Annotated in this window: 10 protein-coding genes; 9 read left to right on the forward strand and 1 reads right to left on the reverse strand. The window is 55.9% G+C overall.

Annotation, left to right across the window (positions count from 1 at the left end; translation table 11 throughout):
- The first annotated feature begins 10 nt into the window (after positions 1-10).
- The 9 genes from rpoB (at position 11) to HNQ64_RS06175 (ending at position 14,843) form a co-directional block, all read left to right on the forward strand.
- Positions 11-3,865 (forward strand): DNA-directed RNA polymerase subunit beta, encoded by a 3,855-nt coding sequence (gene rpoB, locus HNQ64_RS06135; protein ID WP_184206515.1) that lies wholly within the window; start codon positions 11-13, stop codon positions 3,863-3,865.
- Positions 3,866-3,913: 48 nt separating this feature from the next.
- Positions 3,914-8,053, forward strand: a complete 4,140-nt coding sequence (gene rpoC / locus HNQ64_RS06140; RefSeq protein WP_184206517.1) for a DNA-directed RNA polymerase subunit beta' — start codon at positions 3,914-3,916, stop codon at positions 8,051-8,053.
- Between the two features lie 76 nt (positions 8,054-8,129).
- On the forward strand, positions 8,130-8,759 hold the full coding sequence (locus HNQ64_RS06145) for an alpha/beta fold hydrolase (protein ID WP_184206519.1): 630 nt from the start codon (positions 8,130-8,132) through the stop codon (positions 8,757-8,759).
- A 59-nt stretch (positions 8,760-8,818) separates the two neighbouring features.
- The gene (locus HNQ64_RS06150) at positions 8,819-10,075 is read left to right on the forward strand and encodes a PQQ-binding-like beta-propeller repeat protein (RefSeq protein ID WP_184206521.1); all 1,257 of its coding nucleotides are present in this window, start codon (positions 8,819-8,821) and stop codon (positions 10,073-10,075) included.
- A 304-nt stretch (positions 10,076-10,379) separates the two neighbouring features.
- Complete coding sequence (locus tag HNQ64_RS06155; RefSeq protein ID WP_184206523.1) at positions 10,380-11,801, forward strand: tubulin beta chain; 1,422 nt, start codon at positions 10,380-10,382, stop codon at positions 11,799-11,801.
- 57 nt (positions 11,802-11,858) lie between these two features.
- On the forward strand, positions 11,859-13,139 hold the full coding sequence (locus HNQ64_RS24280; RefSeq protein WP_184206526.1) for a tubulin beta chain: 1,281 nt from the start codon (positions 11,859-11,861) through the stop codon (positions 13,137-13,139).
- A 30-nt stretch (positions 13,140-13,169) separates the two neighbouring features.
- Complete coding sequence (locus tag HNQ64_RS06165) at positions 13,170-13,940, forward strand: tetratricopeptide repeat protein (RefSeq protein ID WP_184206528.1); 771 nt, start codon at positions 13,170-13,172, stop codon at positions 13,938-13,940.
- Entirely contained in the window at positions 13,937-14,182 is a 246-nt protein-coding gene (locus HNQ64_RS06170; protein WP_184206530.1) for a hypothetical protein, read from the forward strand. Before HNQ64_RS06165 ends, HNQ64_RS06170 begins: the two co-directional genes overlap by 4 nt.
- Positions 14,183-14,252: 70 nt before the next feature.
- Positions 14,253-14,843 (forward strand): HAD family hydrolase, encoded by a 591-nt coding sequence (locus tag HNQ64_RS06175; protein ID WP_184206532.1) that lies wholly within the window; start codon positions 14,253-14,255, stop codon positions 14,841-14,843.
- Position 14,844: 1 nt separating this feature from the next.
- Here the strand turns inward: HNQ64_RS06175 and HNQ64_RS06180 are convergent, their stop codons facing one another.
- Positions 14,845-15,678, reverse strand: coding sequence for a TrmH family RNA methyltransferase (locus HNQ64_RS06180; RefSeq protein WP_184206534.1), 834 nt, complete (start codon positions 15,676-15,678; stop codon positions 14,845-14,847).
- Positions 15,679-15,695 lie beyond the last annotated feature (17 nt).

Below are 15,695 nucleotides of genomic sequence, written 5' to 3' on the forward strand. Positions count from 1 at the left end.
ACCTTTGCTTATGTCCCAGCGCACCAACTTTGGCAAAATCCATGAAGTCTCCGAGCCCCCGAATCTAATCGAGATTCAGCTCCGGTCTTATGAGGAGTTCCTTCAAAAGAACATCCTTCCTTCGAAGCGCAAGGAAGTTGGTTTGCAGGCTGTCTTCAAAGAAGTTTTCCCGATCGAGAGTTATGACGCTAAAATGACGCTCGATTTCGTCATGTACGAAATCGGCGAGCCCAAGCTCTCTTCGCTGGAAGCCATCCGTGAAGCGGAAACTTACAGCGCTCCCCTCTACGTGACCTTTGAGCTCCGCGATGAAGCCGGTGCCAAGCAGGAGCGTGTTTACATGGGTGAAATCCCTCTGATGACGGATCGCGGGACTTTCGTCATCAATGGCGCAGAGCGTGTGGTCGTCAGCCAGCTTCACCGCTCCCCTGGTATTTGTTTTGAAAGCAGCCAGCATTTGAATGGCCGCTGGCTCTATGGCTTCCGCATCATTCCTGACCGTGGAACTTGGCTGGAAGTTCAGTTCGACACGAACGATCTGCTTTACGTCTATCTCGACCGCCGCCGCCGCCGTCGCAAGTTCCTGGCTACGACGCTTCTGCGCGTGATCGGTTACTCCCATGACGAGGACATCCTCAAGCTGTTCTACAACATCGAAGACCTGAAGCTGAAGGAAAACCTCAGCGAAGAAGAAGTCTCCAGCAAACTTCTGTTCAAGGACATCCTGGATGGCGAACTCATCGTGGCCCGTGCCTATGAGCCGCTGACCGCTGGCGTGATCCGCCAGTTGATCCAGCTTGGCCACAAGACCGTGAAAGTCATCGCGGCTTCCCAGGATGATCTCATCGTCACCTCCCTGCGCAAAGACCCTGCGAAGGACGAAGATGAAGCTCTGAAGGAAATCTACCGCCGTCTGCGCCCGGGCGATCCTCCGACCATCCCGAACGCCCGTGCCCTGGTGAAGCGCTTGTTCTTCGATCCGAAGCGTTATGACCTGACTCGCGTCGGTCGTTACAAGATCAATCAGAAACTGACGCTGAAGACAGACTCTGACATGCGCATTCTGGACCCGAATGACGTGATCAGCGCCATGAGCTACCTCTTCAAGCTGCGTGCTGGTGAAGGTCTTCTGGACGATATTGACCACCTTGGCAGCCGCCGTGTGCGTGCCGTGGGTGAGCTTTTGGCCAACCAGTGCCGCGTGGGTCTTGCCCGCACGGAGCGTCTGGTCAAAGAGCGCATGACTTTGTTTGATGTGAGCATGGACACCATGACTCCTGCCAAGCTGATCAATCCTAAGGCCCTGAGCGCTGTGGTGCGTGATTTCTTTGGTCGCAGCCAGTTGAGCCAGTTCATGGATCAGATCAACCCTCTGGCTGAGCTGACTCACAAACGCCGTCTGTCCGCACTCGGGCCTGGTGGTCTGAACCGTGACCGCGCTGGTTTCGAAGTTCGCGACGTTCATCCTTCTCACTATGGCCGTATCTGCCCCATTGAGACACCGGAAGGCCCGAACATCGGTCTGATCAACTCCTTGGGCTCCTATGCCCGTATCAACGAATTCGGTTTCATTGAGACACCTTACCGCCCTGTCAAAGACGGCGTGGTGGCAGATAAGATCGAGTACCTCACGGCTGATCAGGAAGAAAATCACTTCATCGCCCAGGCTAACAACCGCCTGGATGAAAATAGCCACTTCACAGCGGCTAAGGTCACTGTGCGTTACCGCGGAGACTTCTTGGAAGTCGAACCGAATAAGCCGACACTTATGGACGTGTCGCCAAAACAGCTTGTTTCGATCGCGGCTAACTTGATTCCTTTCCTGGAGCACGATGACGCCAACCGTGCGTTGATGGGCTCGAACATGCAGCGCCAGGGTGTGCCTCTTCTCGAAGCTGAAGCACCCCTCGTCGGCACCGGCATGGAGGGCAAAGCTGCCCGTGATTCCCGCGCGGTGATCGTGGCGGATGCCAATGGTACCGTCGCTTCTGCCACGGCTGACGTGATCATCATCACGAAAGACGGCAACCTGCCTGTTAGTGACAAGCAATTCCTAGCAGATCCGCTGAAGTCTGTGCAGACGGACGTGGAGAAGGGGACTTTTGTCTATCCTCTGCGTAAATTCGGTCGCTCCAATGCCGGTACCTGCATCAACCAGCGTCCGCTGGTGCGTCGCGGCCAGAAGATCAAGAAGGGCGACGTCATCGCTGACGGACCTTGTACGGACCAGGGCGAACTCGCCATCGGCAAGAACATGCTCGTCGCGTTCATGCCTTGGAACGGTTACAACTTCGAAGATGCTATCGTCATCAGCCGTCGCGTTTCGAAGGAAGACATTTACACTTCCATTCACATCGAAGACTTTGATGTCATCGCTCGTGATACGAAGCTGGGGCCTGAGGAAATCACTCGCGACATTCCAAACGTCGGTGACGAAGCTCTGAAGAACCTCGATCAGGACGGCGTTGTCCGCATCGGTGCGGAAGTGAAGCCTGGCGACATCCTTGTCGGCAAGATCACTCCGAAGTCCGAGACCGAACTCGCCCCTGAAGAACGCCTCCTGCGCGCCATCTTCGGTGAGAAGGCTGCAGACGTGAAGGACACCTCCCTGCGTGTGCCTTCTGGCTGTGCTGGTATCGTGATGGACGTGAAGCTAGCCCAGCGTGGTGGCGTCAATGGCACGGACAAGGAGAAGCTCTCCCCAGCCGAAGCTAAGAAGCAGATCAAGCAGATCGAAGAAGACTATCGTGCGAAGAAGGAAGATCTCACGGAGCAGCTCACGGAGAAGCTCAGCGACATCCTTCTCAATGAGAAGATCCCTCTCGATGTGGTGAACGGCCAGACGGGTGAAATCATCCTCGGCGCGAACAAGAAGATCACCAAAACCCTGCTTCGCAAGCTGGCTGAAAGCTACGACTCGGTTGAAATCGACCCGAGCCCGATCCGTAACAAGATCTTCGACATCATCCAGACCTTCGAACAGAAGTTCGCCGATGCCGACATGGAACGTGAGCGTAACCTGGACCGCATCGAAACCAGCGAAGACGGAGCCGCCGATGGCGTCGTCAAGCAGGTCCGCGTGTTTGTGGCCAGCAAGCGTAAGCTTTCCGTCGGTGACAAGATGGCCGGACGTCACGGTAACAAAGGGGTGGTGGCGACCATCGTCCCTGAAGAAGACATGCCGTTCCTGGAAAACGGAACGCCTGTGGACATCGTGCTGAACCCTCTGGGCGTGCCATCTCGTATGAACGTTGGTCAGGTTCTTGAAACCCACTTGGGTCTCGCAGCCAAGGCTCTGGGCATGAAGATCGCCACTCCGGTGTTCGATGGTATCCCTGAATCTAAGATCATCGAATACATCAAGGACGCCAAGAAGGTGGAAGGTTATGAGTGGATGGGCCTCAATGGCAAGTCCAAGCTCTATGACGGCCGCACGGGTGAGTCCTTCAATCTCGATGTCGTTGTGGGTTACATCTACATGCTGAAGCTGGGACACCTTGTCGCTGACAAGATCCACGCTCGTGCGGTGGGACCTTACTCGCTGGTAACGCAGCAGCCTCTGGGTGGTAAAGCCCAGTATGGTGGTCAGCGTTTCGGGGAAATGGAAGTCTGGGCCCTTGAGGCCTACGGTGCCGCCTACACACTACAGGAACTCCTGACGGTGAAGTCTGACGATGTCCAGGGCCGTACCCGCATCTACGAACAGATCGTCAAGGGTGACAATGCGCTGGAAGCAGGCACTCCTGAATCCTTCAACGTGTTGATCAAAGAAATGCAATCACTGGGTCTCGATGTGAGAGTCCACAAGCGCGCCACTCTGGATGCGGATGTGGAAGCCATCGAACGCTTCACAGCAGGTGCCTAATTCAACCCTGAACCAAGCCAAAAACCCTTAACGCATCAAAAAACGACTATGAATGCTGACGCGAGCTTGAAAGAAATTTTCGGGGAAAAGCCCACCGGTGAAGAGTTTGACTCTGTGTCAATCTGCATCGCCTCTCCAGACCGGATCCGGTCTTGGAGCCACGGGGAAGTGAAAAACCCTGAGACCATTAACTATCGTACGTTCAAACCTGAAAAGGGCGGCCTTTTCTGCGAGCGTATCTTCGGCCCTACCCGTGACTGGGAGTGTGCCTGCGGTAAATACAAGCGTATCAAGCACAAGGGCGTGATCTGCGACCGCTGCGGCGTCGAAGTGACGCTGTCCCGCGTGCGTCGTGAGCGCATGGGCCACATTGAACTCGCCGTGCCGGTGACTCACATTTGGTTCTATAAGTGCATGCCTTCCCGTATCGGCCTCATGCTGGACATGACGGCTCGTAGCCTGGAACGCGTGATCTATTATGAAGACTACATGGTGGTGGATCCCGGCAGCACCCCGCTGCTGCGTGGCCAGTTGCTGACCGAAGTGGACCTTCGCGAAGCCGAAGAACAGTATGGTGCTGACGCCTTCCGCGTGGGCATGGGGGCTGAGGCTATCCGTGACATCTTCAGCCAGATCAATCTGACTGATGCGATCAAGGACCTGGAGGACGCGATGACCAAGACGCGCTCCAAGCAGATCCGCAAGAAGCTGGCGAAGCGTTTGAAGCTCTGCCAGGGCTTTGCTGAATCTCATAGCCGCCCTGAGGCGATGATCATGGAAGTGCTTCCAGTCATCCCGCCGGACCTTCGTCCGCTGGTGCCGCTGGAAGGTGGCCGCTTTGCGACCTCCGACTTGAACGACCTTTATCGTCGTGTCATCAACCGTAACAACCGTTTGAAGAACCTTCTTCAGCTCCGCACGCCAGATGTCATCATCCGTAACGAGAAGCGCATGCTTCAGGAAGCTGTGGATGCCCTCTTTGACAACGGCCGTCACGGTCGCCCTGTCACAGGTGCAGGCAATCGCCCGCTGAAATCCCTTTCCGACATGCTCAAGGGCAAGTCCGGTCGTTTCCGTCAGAACTTGCTCGGCAAGCGCGTGGATTACTCCGGTCGTTCCGTTATCGTCATCGGCCCTGACCTTACGCTCAACCAGTGCGGTCTGCCGAAGAAGATGGCTCTCGTCTTGTTCGAGCCTTTCATCATCCGCCGTCTGAAAGAGATGGGCCTGGTGCACACCGTGCGCTCCGCGAAGAAGATGATCGAACGCCGCACGCCTGAAGTGTGGGACATCCTCGATGAAGTCACCAAAGGTCACCCGGTTCTCCTGAACCGTGCGCCAACCCTCCACCGTCTGTCCATCCAGGCTTTCGAGCCTAAGTTGATCGAAGGTGAAGCTATCCGTGTGCATCCGCTTGTTTGCGGTGCTTACAACGCTGACTTTGATGGTGACCAGATGGCCGTGCACGTGCCTCTTTCCATTGAGGCCCAGCTTGAGGCTCGCCTGCTGATGCTGGCGCCGAACAATTTGTTCAGCCCTGCGAGCGGTAAGCCGATCATGACGCCTTCCCAGGACATTCCTCTGGGTTGTTACTTCCTGACGTATCTGCGTGAGTTCCCGGACAAGAATAAAAAGAACGAAGGGCCAGAACGCCTGCCGATCTTTAATGATCCTTCGGAAGTGGAATTCGCCCTGACTGAAGGTGCATTGAGCGTGAACGACAAGGTGCGTTATCGCAATCCTGACTACCAGCAGCCGAAGCGTGCGTTTGGTGATCCGACCAAGACCTTCATCGAAACCACGGCTGGCCGTGTGCGCTTCAATGAAATCTGGCCTGAGAAGCTGGGCTTCATCAATAACACCGTGGGTAAGAAGCAGATCTCTGACATCATCTGGCGTTGTTTCCAGACTGTGGGCCAGAAGGAAACGGTGGCTTGCTTGGACCGTCTGAAAGCCCTGGGCTTCCGCGAAGCGACTCGCTCCGGTTGCTCCATCGGTATCACGGACATGGTCATCCCAGAAGCCAAGAAAATGGCGCTGGAGAAGGCTTATAAAGAAATCGAAGACGTCGAGAAGCTTCACCGCCGTGGTCTCATCACGCAGGGTGAGCGCTCCCAGAAGATCATTGACGTGTGGACCCAGGCAGGTGACCAGACGGCTGACGAAGTGTTCCGCACCCTGGAATACAACGAAGGCAAAAAGCACCACAACCCACTTTACGTGATGGTGACGTCCGGTGCCCGTGGTAACCGCACGCAGATCAAGCAGCTCGGCGGGATGCGCGGCCTGATGGCCAAACCTTCCGGTGAGATCATCGAACGTCCGATCACCTCGAACTTCCGCGAAGGTCTGAGCGTGCTCGAATACTTCATCTCCACTCACGGTGCTCGTAAGGGTCTTGCGGATACGGCTTTGAAGACGGCTGACTCCGGGTACATGACCCGTAAGCTGGTGGACGTTTCTCAGGACGTGATCGTCACGGAAGACGATTGCGGAACCGTGAATGGCATTACACTTTCTTCCATCTATCAGGGGGACGAAGAAGTGGTGGACCTGAAGACCCGTGTTTATGGCCGCACTAGCTGCGAAACCATCCACGATCCTGTCACGAAGGAAACCATCATCTCCGCTAACCAATTGGTGCTGGAGAAAGAAGCTGCTCACCTCACCAAGATCGGTGTGGAACGGTTGAAGATCCGCTCGGTGCTGACTTGCGAAAGCAAGCGTGGTTGCTGTGCAATGTGCTACGGCCTCAGCTTGGCAACGAGCCGCCTGGTGAAAATCGGGGAAGCCGTCGGCATTGTGGCCGCCCAGTCCATCGGTGAACCTGGAACGCAGTTGACGATGCGTACCTTCCACGTGGGTGGTGTGGCCGTGGGTGCCTTCAAGCAGCCCTTCATCAATGTGAAGAACAACGGTATCGTGAAGCTGGCCGACATGCGTATGGTGCAGACTCCGGAAGGTCAGTGGATCGCCCTGACCAAGAACGGTGTGCTGGCCATCGTGGATGAAGACGGTCGCGAATTGGAAAGCCACAAGCTGGTGCTGGGTGCCATCATCGCGAAGCCGGACGGCTCCGTGGTGAAGAAGGGCGAGCAGATCGCTACTTGGGATCCATACAACATGCCGATCATCACCGAGAAAGCCGGTAAGATCGAATTCCGCGACATGATCGCTGGGATTACCTTCACGAAGGAAAAGAACGAATCCACAGGCAACGAAGAAACCGTCGTCATTGAGCATAAGGAAGACCTTCACCCACAGGTGGTGGTGACCAATGCGAAGACGCACGAAGTCCTCGCTAGCTACACCATTCCTGCCGGCGCTCACATCAACGTGAAAAACGGTGAGAAGGTGGAAGCTGGTACGACCCTGGCTAAGACGCCACGTAAGGCGAGCAAGACGAAGGACATCACGGGTGGTCTCCCACGTGTGGCGGAGCTCTTCGAAGCCCGTAAACCGAAGGATGCCTGCGAAATCGCTCGTATTGACGGTGTGGTGGAGATCGGCGGTCTGGTCCGTGGCAAGCGCCGCGTGATTGTGACTGACCAGAAGTCTGGCCAGCAGGAAGAGCACCTCATCCCTCGTAGCAAGCACATCTTGGTCTTCAACGGCGACGTCGTGACCAAGGGTGACCAGCTCACGGACGGACCGGTGGTGCCGCATGAAATCCTCGAGATTCTTGGGCCTCAGGCGCTCCGCGAACACCTTGTCAACGAAGTGCAGGAAGTTTACCGCGCCCAGGGCGTGGAAATTAACGACAAGCACGTCGAAATCATCATCCGTCAGATGCTGCGCAAGGTGAAGATCACGGACACAGGGGACACCGAGTTCCTGTGGGGTGACCAAGTGGACCGCACCGAGTTCGAAAGAGAGAACGAGCGTGTTTCCGAAGAAGGGGGTAAGTCTGCAGAGGCTGAGCCAGTTCTTCTCGGCATCACCAAGGCCTCTCTGGAAACAGAGTCCTTCATCTCGGCGGCATCCTTCCAAGACACCACCCGCGTGCTCACGGAAGCCTCCACTTTGGCGAAGTCTGACTACCTGCGTGGGTTCAAGGAAAACGTCATCATGGGTCACCTGATCCCTGCTGGCACCGGTTTCATCAGCCATCGTAGCTTTGACATCACTGAGACTGAAAAGTCCCCGGTGGCAGAACAGGAAGAAGAGGCTGATCTGATGCAGGCCTAATCCGCTCAAAAAATTCACATGGCCCCTGTCTAGCTGTAAAGCTGGCAGGGGTTTTGTTTTGTGGGTAGGATGGTCTATGTCACTGCACTTTCTGCCGGGGCTTGGGGCCACTTCGGCATTGTATTCCGGTTACTCGTTTCCTTTTCCCATTCAGACGCTGGACTATTCGGGGCCGCCGCGTCCTGGGTGTGGTTTTGATGAATACGCGGCGTTTTTGATCCAGCGGCAGGGCATCCAGCCGGGAGATAGCCTAGTGGGGGTTTCTTTGGGAGGCATGCTGGCCTGTGAGATTGCCAAGCAGGTGCCGATCCGAAAGTTGACGCTCATTTCCTCATGCACGCAGCGGCAGCACTTGCATCCACTGCTGACGCGCCTTGCCTTTTTAGGACCGCGTGTGCCCTGGGCCCGTCTTCAGCGCCTGGCGAGGCCTGTGCCTGGACTTTCGCCTGCTAGGAAGTTGGCCGTGGAAATGTTCCGCGAGGCAGATGCCGACTTTGTCCGCTGGGCCTGCTCCTGTGCGGCAGATTGGTCTGGCTTAGCCGAGCATGAGGACTTGGTCAGCATTCATGGGGATCGAGATCCGGTGTTCCCGATTCAGCGGCAGCGGGTGCATCACACCGTCTCAGGGGGAGATCACTTGATGGTCATCAGCCGACGAACAGAGATTTTACCTTTGCTGCTGGCGCGACATGGAGGGGAGGAGTGAATGGTTTGTCGGTTTGGGGCATCTTGCAAGAATGAGTGTTTTGGGGACGATGGGGATGCATGAAACTTTTGGCATCCTTGGTTTTAGGGTCGTTTGGAATGGTGGCTGGCTTGCAGGCGGAAAACTGGCCTATGTGGCGTGGGCCGCAGGGGGATGGGACGACGGAGGAAAGCGGGTTACCAAAGAGCTGGGGACCAGAGCAAAACGTGCGGTGGAAGATCTCGCTGCCAGACCGTGGTAACTCCACACCGGTGGTCTGGGGAAAACGGGTGTTCATCACTCAAGCCATCGAAAAGACGGGTGAGCGCCTGCTGCTGTGCCTGGATCGGCAGACGGGAAAGCAGCTCTGGCAAGCTGGGACGATTTATCGTGAGCCCGAACTGACGCATGGAACGAATCCTTATTGTGCAGCCTCACCCGCCACGGATGGGGAGCGTGTCATCGTCTTTTTTGCTTCAGCGGGGGTGTTTTGTTATGACCTGGAGGGAAAGGAACTGTGGAAACGCACAGATCTGGGCAAACAACATCACATTTGGGGCAATGGCACCTCCCCCGTGATCGCGGGAAACCGAGTGTTTTTAAACTTCGGCCCCGGTGAGAAGACGACGCTTTATGCGTTCGATAAAGTCACGGGTAAAACCCTGTGGCAGCATGATGAGCCGGGTGGTGCCTCGGGGGAAGGGAAAGATAAAAAGTGGCTGGGCTCCTGGGCAGATCCGCTTCTGCGCCTAGTGGGTAGCCGGGAGGAGCTTTTTCTTTCCTACCCTGGGCGAGTGGCGGCTTTTGATCCTGCCTCGGGCAAGGAATGGTGGACCTGCGAGGGGCTGAACCCACTGGTTTATAACTCGCCCTTGTTTGCAGAGGGGCAGGTCATTGCCTTTGGGGGCTACGGCGGGATGGGGGTCTCGGTGAAAGCTGGAGGGCAGGGGGACGTGACGAAAACGCACCGTCTCTGGCACTTGCCGAAGGTGAGCCAGAGGATCGGCTCTGGGGTGGTTTATCAGGGCCATCACTACATCCTCAGTGACGGGGGCATCGCGGAATGTCGAGACCTGAAAACTGGGCAGATGGTGTGGAATGAGCGCCTTAAAGGACCCGGGCCGACGGGACAAAATTGGTCATCCATCGTGCTCACGGCGGATGGACTGTGCTATGCGGTGAATCAGGGTGGGGACGCTTTCGTTTTCCGTGCTAGCCCAAAGTTTGAGCTTTTGGCGACGAATTCCATTGGGGAAAAGGTCATTGGCTCCATGGCGGTGAGCGAAGGCCAGATTTTCATCCGTGGCTACAAACACCTGTGGTGCATTGGCCAATGAGTCTGACGCAGAGCCTCTGGGAGGCTAAAATTTAGATTTGCGATGTCGGTTTATCAAAATACGACAGCCGGGTTGTGAAATAGGCGTTTTTTGTGCGCGGAAAGCTCCATGAATTGGAGTTTCCGAGTCGTGCCTAGCTTTCTGGTATTCAAGGTTTTGAGGAATCGAGCGGGAAAAACTTTGCTAAACTCCTGTGTACATTGGGATCATTCTTGCTATCATTTGGCCAACAGTCTTTATTTTGAGAAGTAATGTTGCAAACATTCTCAAACATAATAGAAAAGATTGAAATTCCAGTCACTGAATGAAGGTCAACAACACCATTGTCGTTTCGATAGGTCAGGCAGGTAATCAGATCGCGGCTTCCTTTTGGAAGACGGTTTGCCTTGAGCATGGGATAGACCCGCTCACAGGACAGACGGCCCCAGGGGTAGCGCCACGTGGGAACTGGAGCTCTTTTTTCTCCAAGTTGGGCGAATCTTCCTCTGGCAGCTACGTGCCACGCGCCATCATGGTGGATCTGGAGCCGAGTGTGATTGATAACGTGAAGGCAACAAGTGGCTCTCTTTTCAATCCGGCAAACTTGATTTCCCGCACAGAAGGGGCGGGCGGCAACTTTGCCGTGGGTTACCTGGGCGCAGGACGCGAAGTGTTGCCAGAGGTGATGAGCCGACTGGACTATGAAATTGATAAATGCGATAATGTAGGTGGCATCATCGTACTGCACGCCATCGGTGGCGGTACAGGGTCGGGTTTTGGGGCTCTTTTGATCGAGTCCTTGAAGGAGAAATATGGCGAAATCCCAGTGCTGAGTTGTGCGGTACTGCCATCTCCTCAGGTGTCTTCGGTGGTGACGGAGCCTTACAACACAGTCTTCGCGCTAAACACGCTGCGCCGTTCTGCCGATGCGTGCCTGATCTTTGACAATGAGGCGCTTTTTGACCTGGCTCACCGCAAATGGAATATCGAGAGCCCGACGGTGGATGACCTGAATCTGTTGATCACGGAAGCTCTGGCTGGCATCACCGCCTCCATGCGTTTCAGTGGGTTCCTGACGGTGGAAATCAGCCTGCGAGAGCTGCTGACGAACTTGGTTCCTCAACCCTCGCTGCACTTCCTCATGTGCGCCTTTGCTCCGTTGACACCGCCAGACCGCAGTAAGTTTGAGGAATTGGGCATTGAGGAGATGATCAAGTCTCTCTTCGATAACGGGTCCGTCTTTGCTGCTTGTTCACCCATGGAAGGGCGCTTCCTCAGCACGGCGGTGCTTTACCGCGGGATCATGGAGGATAAACCTCTGGCTGATGCGGCCCTGGCTGCGATGAGGGAGAAGCTGCCGCTGACTTACTGGATCCCCACGGCATTTAAAATCGGCTATGTGGAGCAGCCCGGTATTTCTCACCGTAAGAGCATGGTGCTGCTGGCGAACAACACGGAAATTGCCCGTGTGCTGGACCGGATCTGCCACAACTTTGACAAACTCTGGCAGCGCAAGGCCTTCGCTAACTGGTATCTCAACGAAGGCATGTCTGAGGAGCAGATCAATGTCCTGCGTGCTTCTGCCCAGGAACTGGTGCAGAGCTATCAAGTGGCGGAAGAGAGCGGTGCTAAGGCCAAGGTGCAGGATAGCGCTGGCGATACTGGCATGCGTGCTGCTGCCGCTGGTGTGAGTGATGATGCACGAGGCTCCATGAGCCTGCGTGACCTGGTGGATCGCCGCCGCTAGACGCGCCGCAATTGCCTCTAAACCAACCGTTTTAAGAACCATCCCGGAGAACAAACTGTGAGAGAGATTTTAAGCATTCACGTCGGACAGTGTGGCAACCAGATCGCCGATAGCTTTTGGAGGTTGGCTTTGCGCGAGCATGGCCTCACAGAAGCAGGTACCCTGAAAGAAGGCAGCAATGCTGCGGCAAATTCCAACATGGAAGTCTTCTTTCACAAGGTGCGTGATGGCAAGTATGTGCCACGGGCTGTTTTGGTGGACTTGGAGCCTGGAGTCATCGCCCGTATTGAAGGGGGCGACATGTCTCAGCTTTTTGATGAGAGCAGCATCGTGCGCAAGATCCCCGGTGCGGCGAACAACTGGGCGCGTGGTTACAATGTCGAGGGTGAGAAGGTCATTGACCAGATCATGAACGTCATTGATAGCGCGGTCGAAAAAACCAAGGGCCTACAAGGGTTCTTGATGACGCACTCCATCGGTGGCGGTTCCGGCTCAGGCCTTGGCTCGCTGATCTTGGAGCGGCTGCGCCAGGCATATCCGAAAAAGCGTATCTTCACTTTTTCGGTGGTGCCCTCTCCCCTGATTTCCGATTCGGCTGTGGAGCCCTACAATGCCATCCTGACTCTGCAGCGCATCTTGGACAATGCGGATGGAGCTGTGTTGCTGGATAACGAGGCGCTGTTCCGCATCGCTAAAGCGAAGCTGAATCGCAGCCCGAACTACATGGACCTGAATAACATCATCGCGCTCATTGTGAGCTCAGTGACGGCGTCTTTGCGTTTCCCGGGTAAATTAAACACCGACCTGAGTGAGTTTGTGACCAATCTGGTGCCGTTCCCTGGCAATCATTTCCTCACGGCTAGCTTTGCGCCGATGCGTGGGGCGGGACAGGAAGGGCAGGTGCGGACGAATTTCCCAGACCTGGCTCGTGAGACCTTTGCTCAGGATAATTTCACAGCGGCTATTGATTGGCAGCAGGGCGTTTATCTGGCAGCGAGCGCCCTCTTCCGGGGAGATGTGAAGGCGAAGGATGTGGATGAAAATATGGCCACCATTCGCAAATCCCTCAACTATGCGAGCTACATGCCTGCCTCGGGCGGTCTGAAACTGGGGTATGCGGAGACAGCGCCGGAAGGTTTTGCCTCCAGTGGCCTGGCCCTGGTGAATCACACGGGCATCGCGGCGGTTTTTGAGCGCTTGATTGCCCAGTTTGACATCATGTTCGATAACCATGCATACACGCACTGGTATGAGAACGCGGGTGTCTCCCGTGACATGATGGCGAAGGCGCGTAACCAGATCGCCACTCTCGCCCAATCTTACCGCGACGCGAGTTGATCCCTGTCGCGGTTTAGCCTATTCTTCTTTGTGGACCCCAACCTGGAGCGTCAAATCGCCGCCGCCTCTCGCAGCGTGGAGGAGGCACGGCGTGTTGCCTACCACGATTCGTCGCGGGTGGGCGCGTTGGTGGAGCAGATCAGCGTTTTAGCGGATCTGCGGCAAAAGGAAGGGGACTTTCGCAAGGCGGAGTCGCTCTATCGTGAGGCTCTTTTTCGCGCCCAGGAACCGCGCAAACCAGATGCTGAACTGCTCACGGGCATTCACTCGCTGCTGGCGCATCTGTATGATCGCTGGGGTCGTGCGGATCAGGCGGCGGAGTATTATCAAAAGGCCCTGAAGATTGCCGACCAAGGGGGCATCGCCACCAGTGACAAGGTGGCCACGATCAAGAATAACTTGGCGATGATCTTCAAGCAGACGCGGGACTACGCTAAGGCGGAGCAATACTACCAGGAAGCTCTGGATATTTTCCAACTCACGGATGGGGAACGCAGTGCGCGAGTGGCCTCAGTCTATAACAACCTCGGCGTACTGTATTACGCGAATCTGGACGTGGAAAATGCCCAGCAGATGCATGAGCACGCGCTGAGCATCCGGCAAAATCTGGCGCAGGATCAAATAGATCCGGGAGATCTTTCGCAGACCTACATCAACCTAGGAGCTGTCTATAAAGCTTCGGGAGATTTTCAGAAAGCTGAGGCCTGTGTGGACCGTGCTAAGAAGATCCGCGCAGGGATGAATGGTTACCACCCGAACCCACGACGCGCGGCGGCTCTGTTGATTGATAAATCGCTGTGAATCCTGAATTTGTTACCCTTCATGCCTTGCTGCGTCAGCGGCTGGAAACCATCGCCGATCATTCTTTTCGGGACCGAGATCCGGCGGCTCATTTAGCAGCATTGCAGCACGTGTCCGAGGCCCTGAGCGCTGAGCATGCTCGATTAAAGTCGCAGCTTTCGGCGCGTCTGAATCACTTCCTCTCCCAGTCCAGCTTTACCAAGGCCCTCGATTACCTGGAAGGTAAGGGCGAGGGACACTGAGATCAAAGTGATGGAATAGGTGGCGTTCGACATCGGGCCAGTCCTGGTATAAGAATTGGCTACCCTCCTCATGCTCGAAATTCCTGATTACCCTTTTCGCGCCTACATCTTTGATTGTGACGGCACCCTGGTGGACTCCATGCCAAAGCATTACGAAGCTTGGCTGGCCTCTCTGAAGCTGCATGGTGCCCCCTTCGACTTCACCGAAGAATTTTTCTACGCCCGTGCAGGTGTGCGTGAGCAAGATGTGGTGATGGAACTGAATGAGAAGTATGACAGCGCCATTGATCCAGATGCTGTGGCTGAATCCAAGGTGGAGATGTTTTTGAAGATCATCCCGCAGATGGAGGCGATCAAACCGGTGGCGGATTTTGCACGTTCGCTGGAAGGCAAGTTTCCAATGGCTGTGGCCTCAGGCAGCGAAGAAATCATCGTGCGCGGCTGCTTGGCGGCCAGCGGTTTGCTGCACCTGTTCCCGGTCATCGTGACGCCTGCGTATGTGAAGCGGGGCAAACCTGCGCCGGATATGTTCCTGCTCGCGGCTGAGAAGCTGGGGGTTGATCCCAAGGAATGCCTGGTGCTGGAAGATGGTCAGGCGGGCATCGTGGCGGCTGAGGCGGCTGGCATGCAGTGGGCCTTTGTGCCGCGCACGCTGCGCTGAATCACCGGCGCTGACGTGCCGCCTCAAACAGCATGACGGCTCCGGCTGCGGCGACGTTGAGCGATTCCACCCCTGCGTGCATGGGGATACGAAGGCGTACGTCGCACTGCTGCATCAGTTCTGGGGCCACACCGCGCCCTTCATTGCCTAACAATAAAAGTGTGGGCTGCTGCCAATTGTAGTCGGTGTAATCCATTTCGCCCTCACCCGCGGCGGCGACGATTTGGAATCCCTGGTTTGCCTGCAAAGCTTGAAGATCTGCGGGGCTTGCATTTTCCAGCAGGGGTAAGCGGAAGGCTGAGCCCATGGAGCTGCGCAAGACTTTAGGCGAGAAAGCATCCGCACTGCCTTTCAGCGAGACGATGCCGCCGACCCCAGCGGCCTCTGCTGTGCGAATGAGGGTACCTAGATTGCCTGGATCTTGTAGGCGATCCAACCCCAACAATAAGGTGGCGTTTTTTTGCCAGATACCTGTCGCTGGCTGACCTGGACGGCGGGCGATGAGGATGATACCCTGACTCCGCACGGTGTCACTCATGCCTCGGATGATGTCCGTGGTGGTGGTGAAGTGAGGCACGGAGTTTTGTTCCAGCCGATGCAAGAGTGTGGCGAGGCGCGGCTCAGATGGGTCAAGGGAATCAGAAAAACAGACTTCAATGGTTAGGTCGGAATTGACGGCTTCCTCGGCTAGGCGCAGGCCCTCAATGAAGATCAGTCCGGGCTCGCGTCCATCGCGGACACGGCGTGCGTGTTTGATCTTTTCATTGCTGGCACTGGTGATCTGCATACTCATGCGGATAGCGCAGCCCCGGCGGTGGGTCCATGAAGAAGTCATGGGATCTCCCGGGTAAA

This window comes from Prosthecobacter dejongeii (assembly GCF_014203045.1).
GTDB lineage: Bacteria > Verrucomicrobiota > Verrucomicrobiia > Verrucomicrobiales > Verrucomicrobiaceae > Prosthecobacter > Prosthecobacter dejongeii.

What these genes read in the sequence shown, in the direction of transcription:
- HNQ64_RS06145 (WP_184206519.1), top strand. Translation starts at nt 8,130, where the DNA reads ATGTCACTGCACTTTCTGCCGGGGCTTGGGGCCACTTCGGCATTGTAT.
- HNQ64_RS06155 (WP_184206523.1), top strand. Translation starts at nt 10,380, where the DNA reads ATGAAGGTCAACAACACCATTGTCGTTTCGATAGGTCAGGCAGGTAAT.
- rpoB (WP_184206515.1), top strand. Translation starts at nt 11, where the DNA reads ATGTCCCAGCGCACCAACTTTGGCAAAATCCATGAAGTCTCCGAGCCC.
- HNQ64_RS06180 (WP_184206534.1), bottom strand. Translation starts at nt 15,678, where the DNA reads ATGACTTCTTCATGGACCCACCGCCGGGGCTGCGCTATCCGCATGAGT.
- HNQ64_RS06175 (WP_184206532.1), top strand. Translation starts at nt 14,253, where the DNA reads ATGCTCGAAATTCCTGATTACCCTTTTCGCGCCTACATCTTTGATTGT.
- rpoC (WP_184206517.1), top strand. Translation starts at nt 3,914, where the DNA reads ATGAATGCTGACGCGAGCTTGAAAGAAATTTTCGGGGAAAAGCCCACC.
- HNQ64_RS06150 (WP_184206521.1), top strand. Translation starts at nt 8,819, where the DNA reads ATGAAACTTTTGGCATCCTTGGTTTTAGGGTCGTTTGGAATGGTGGCT.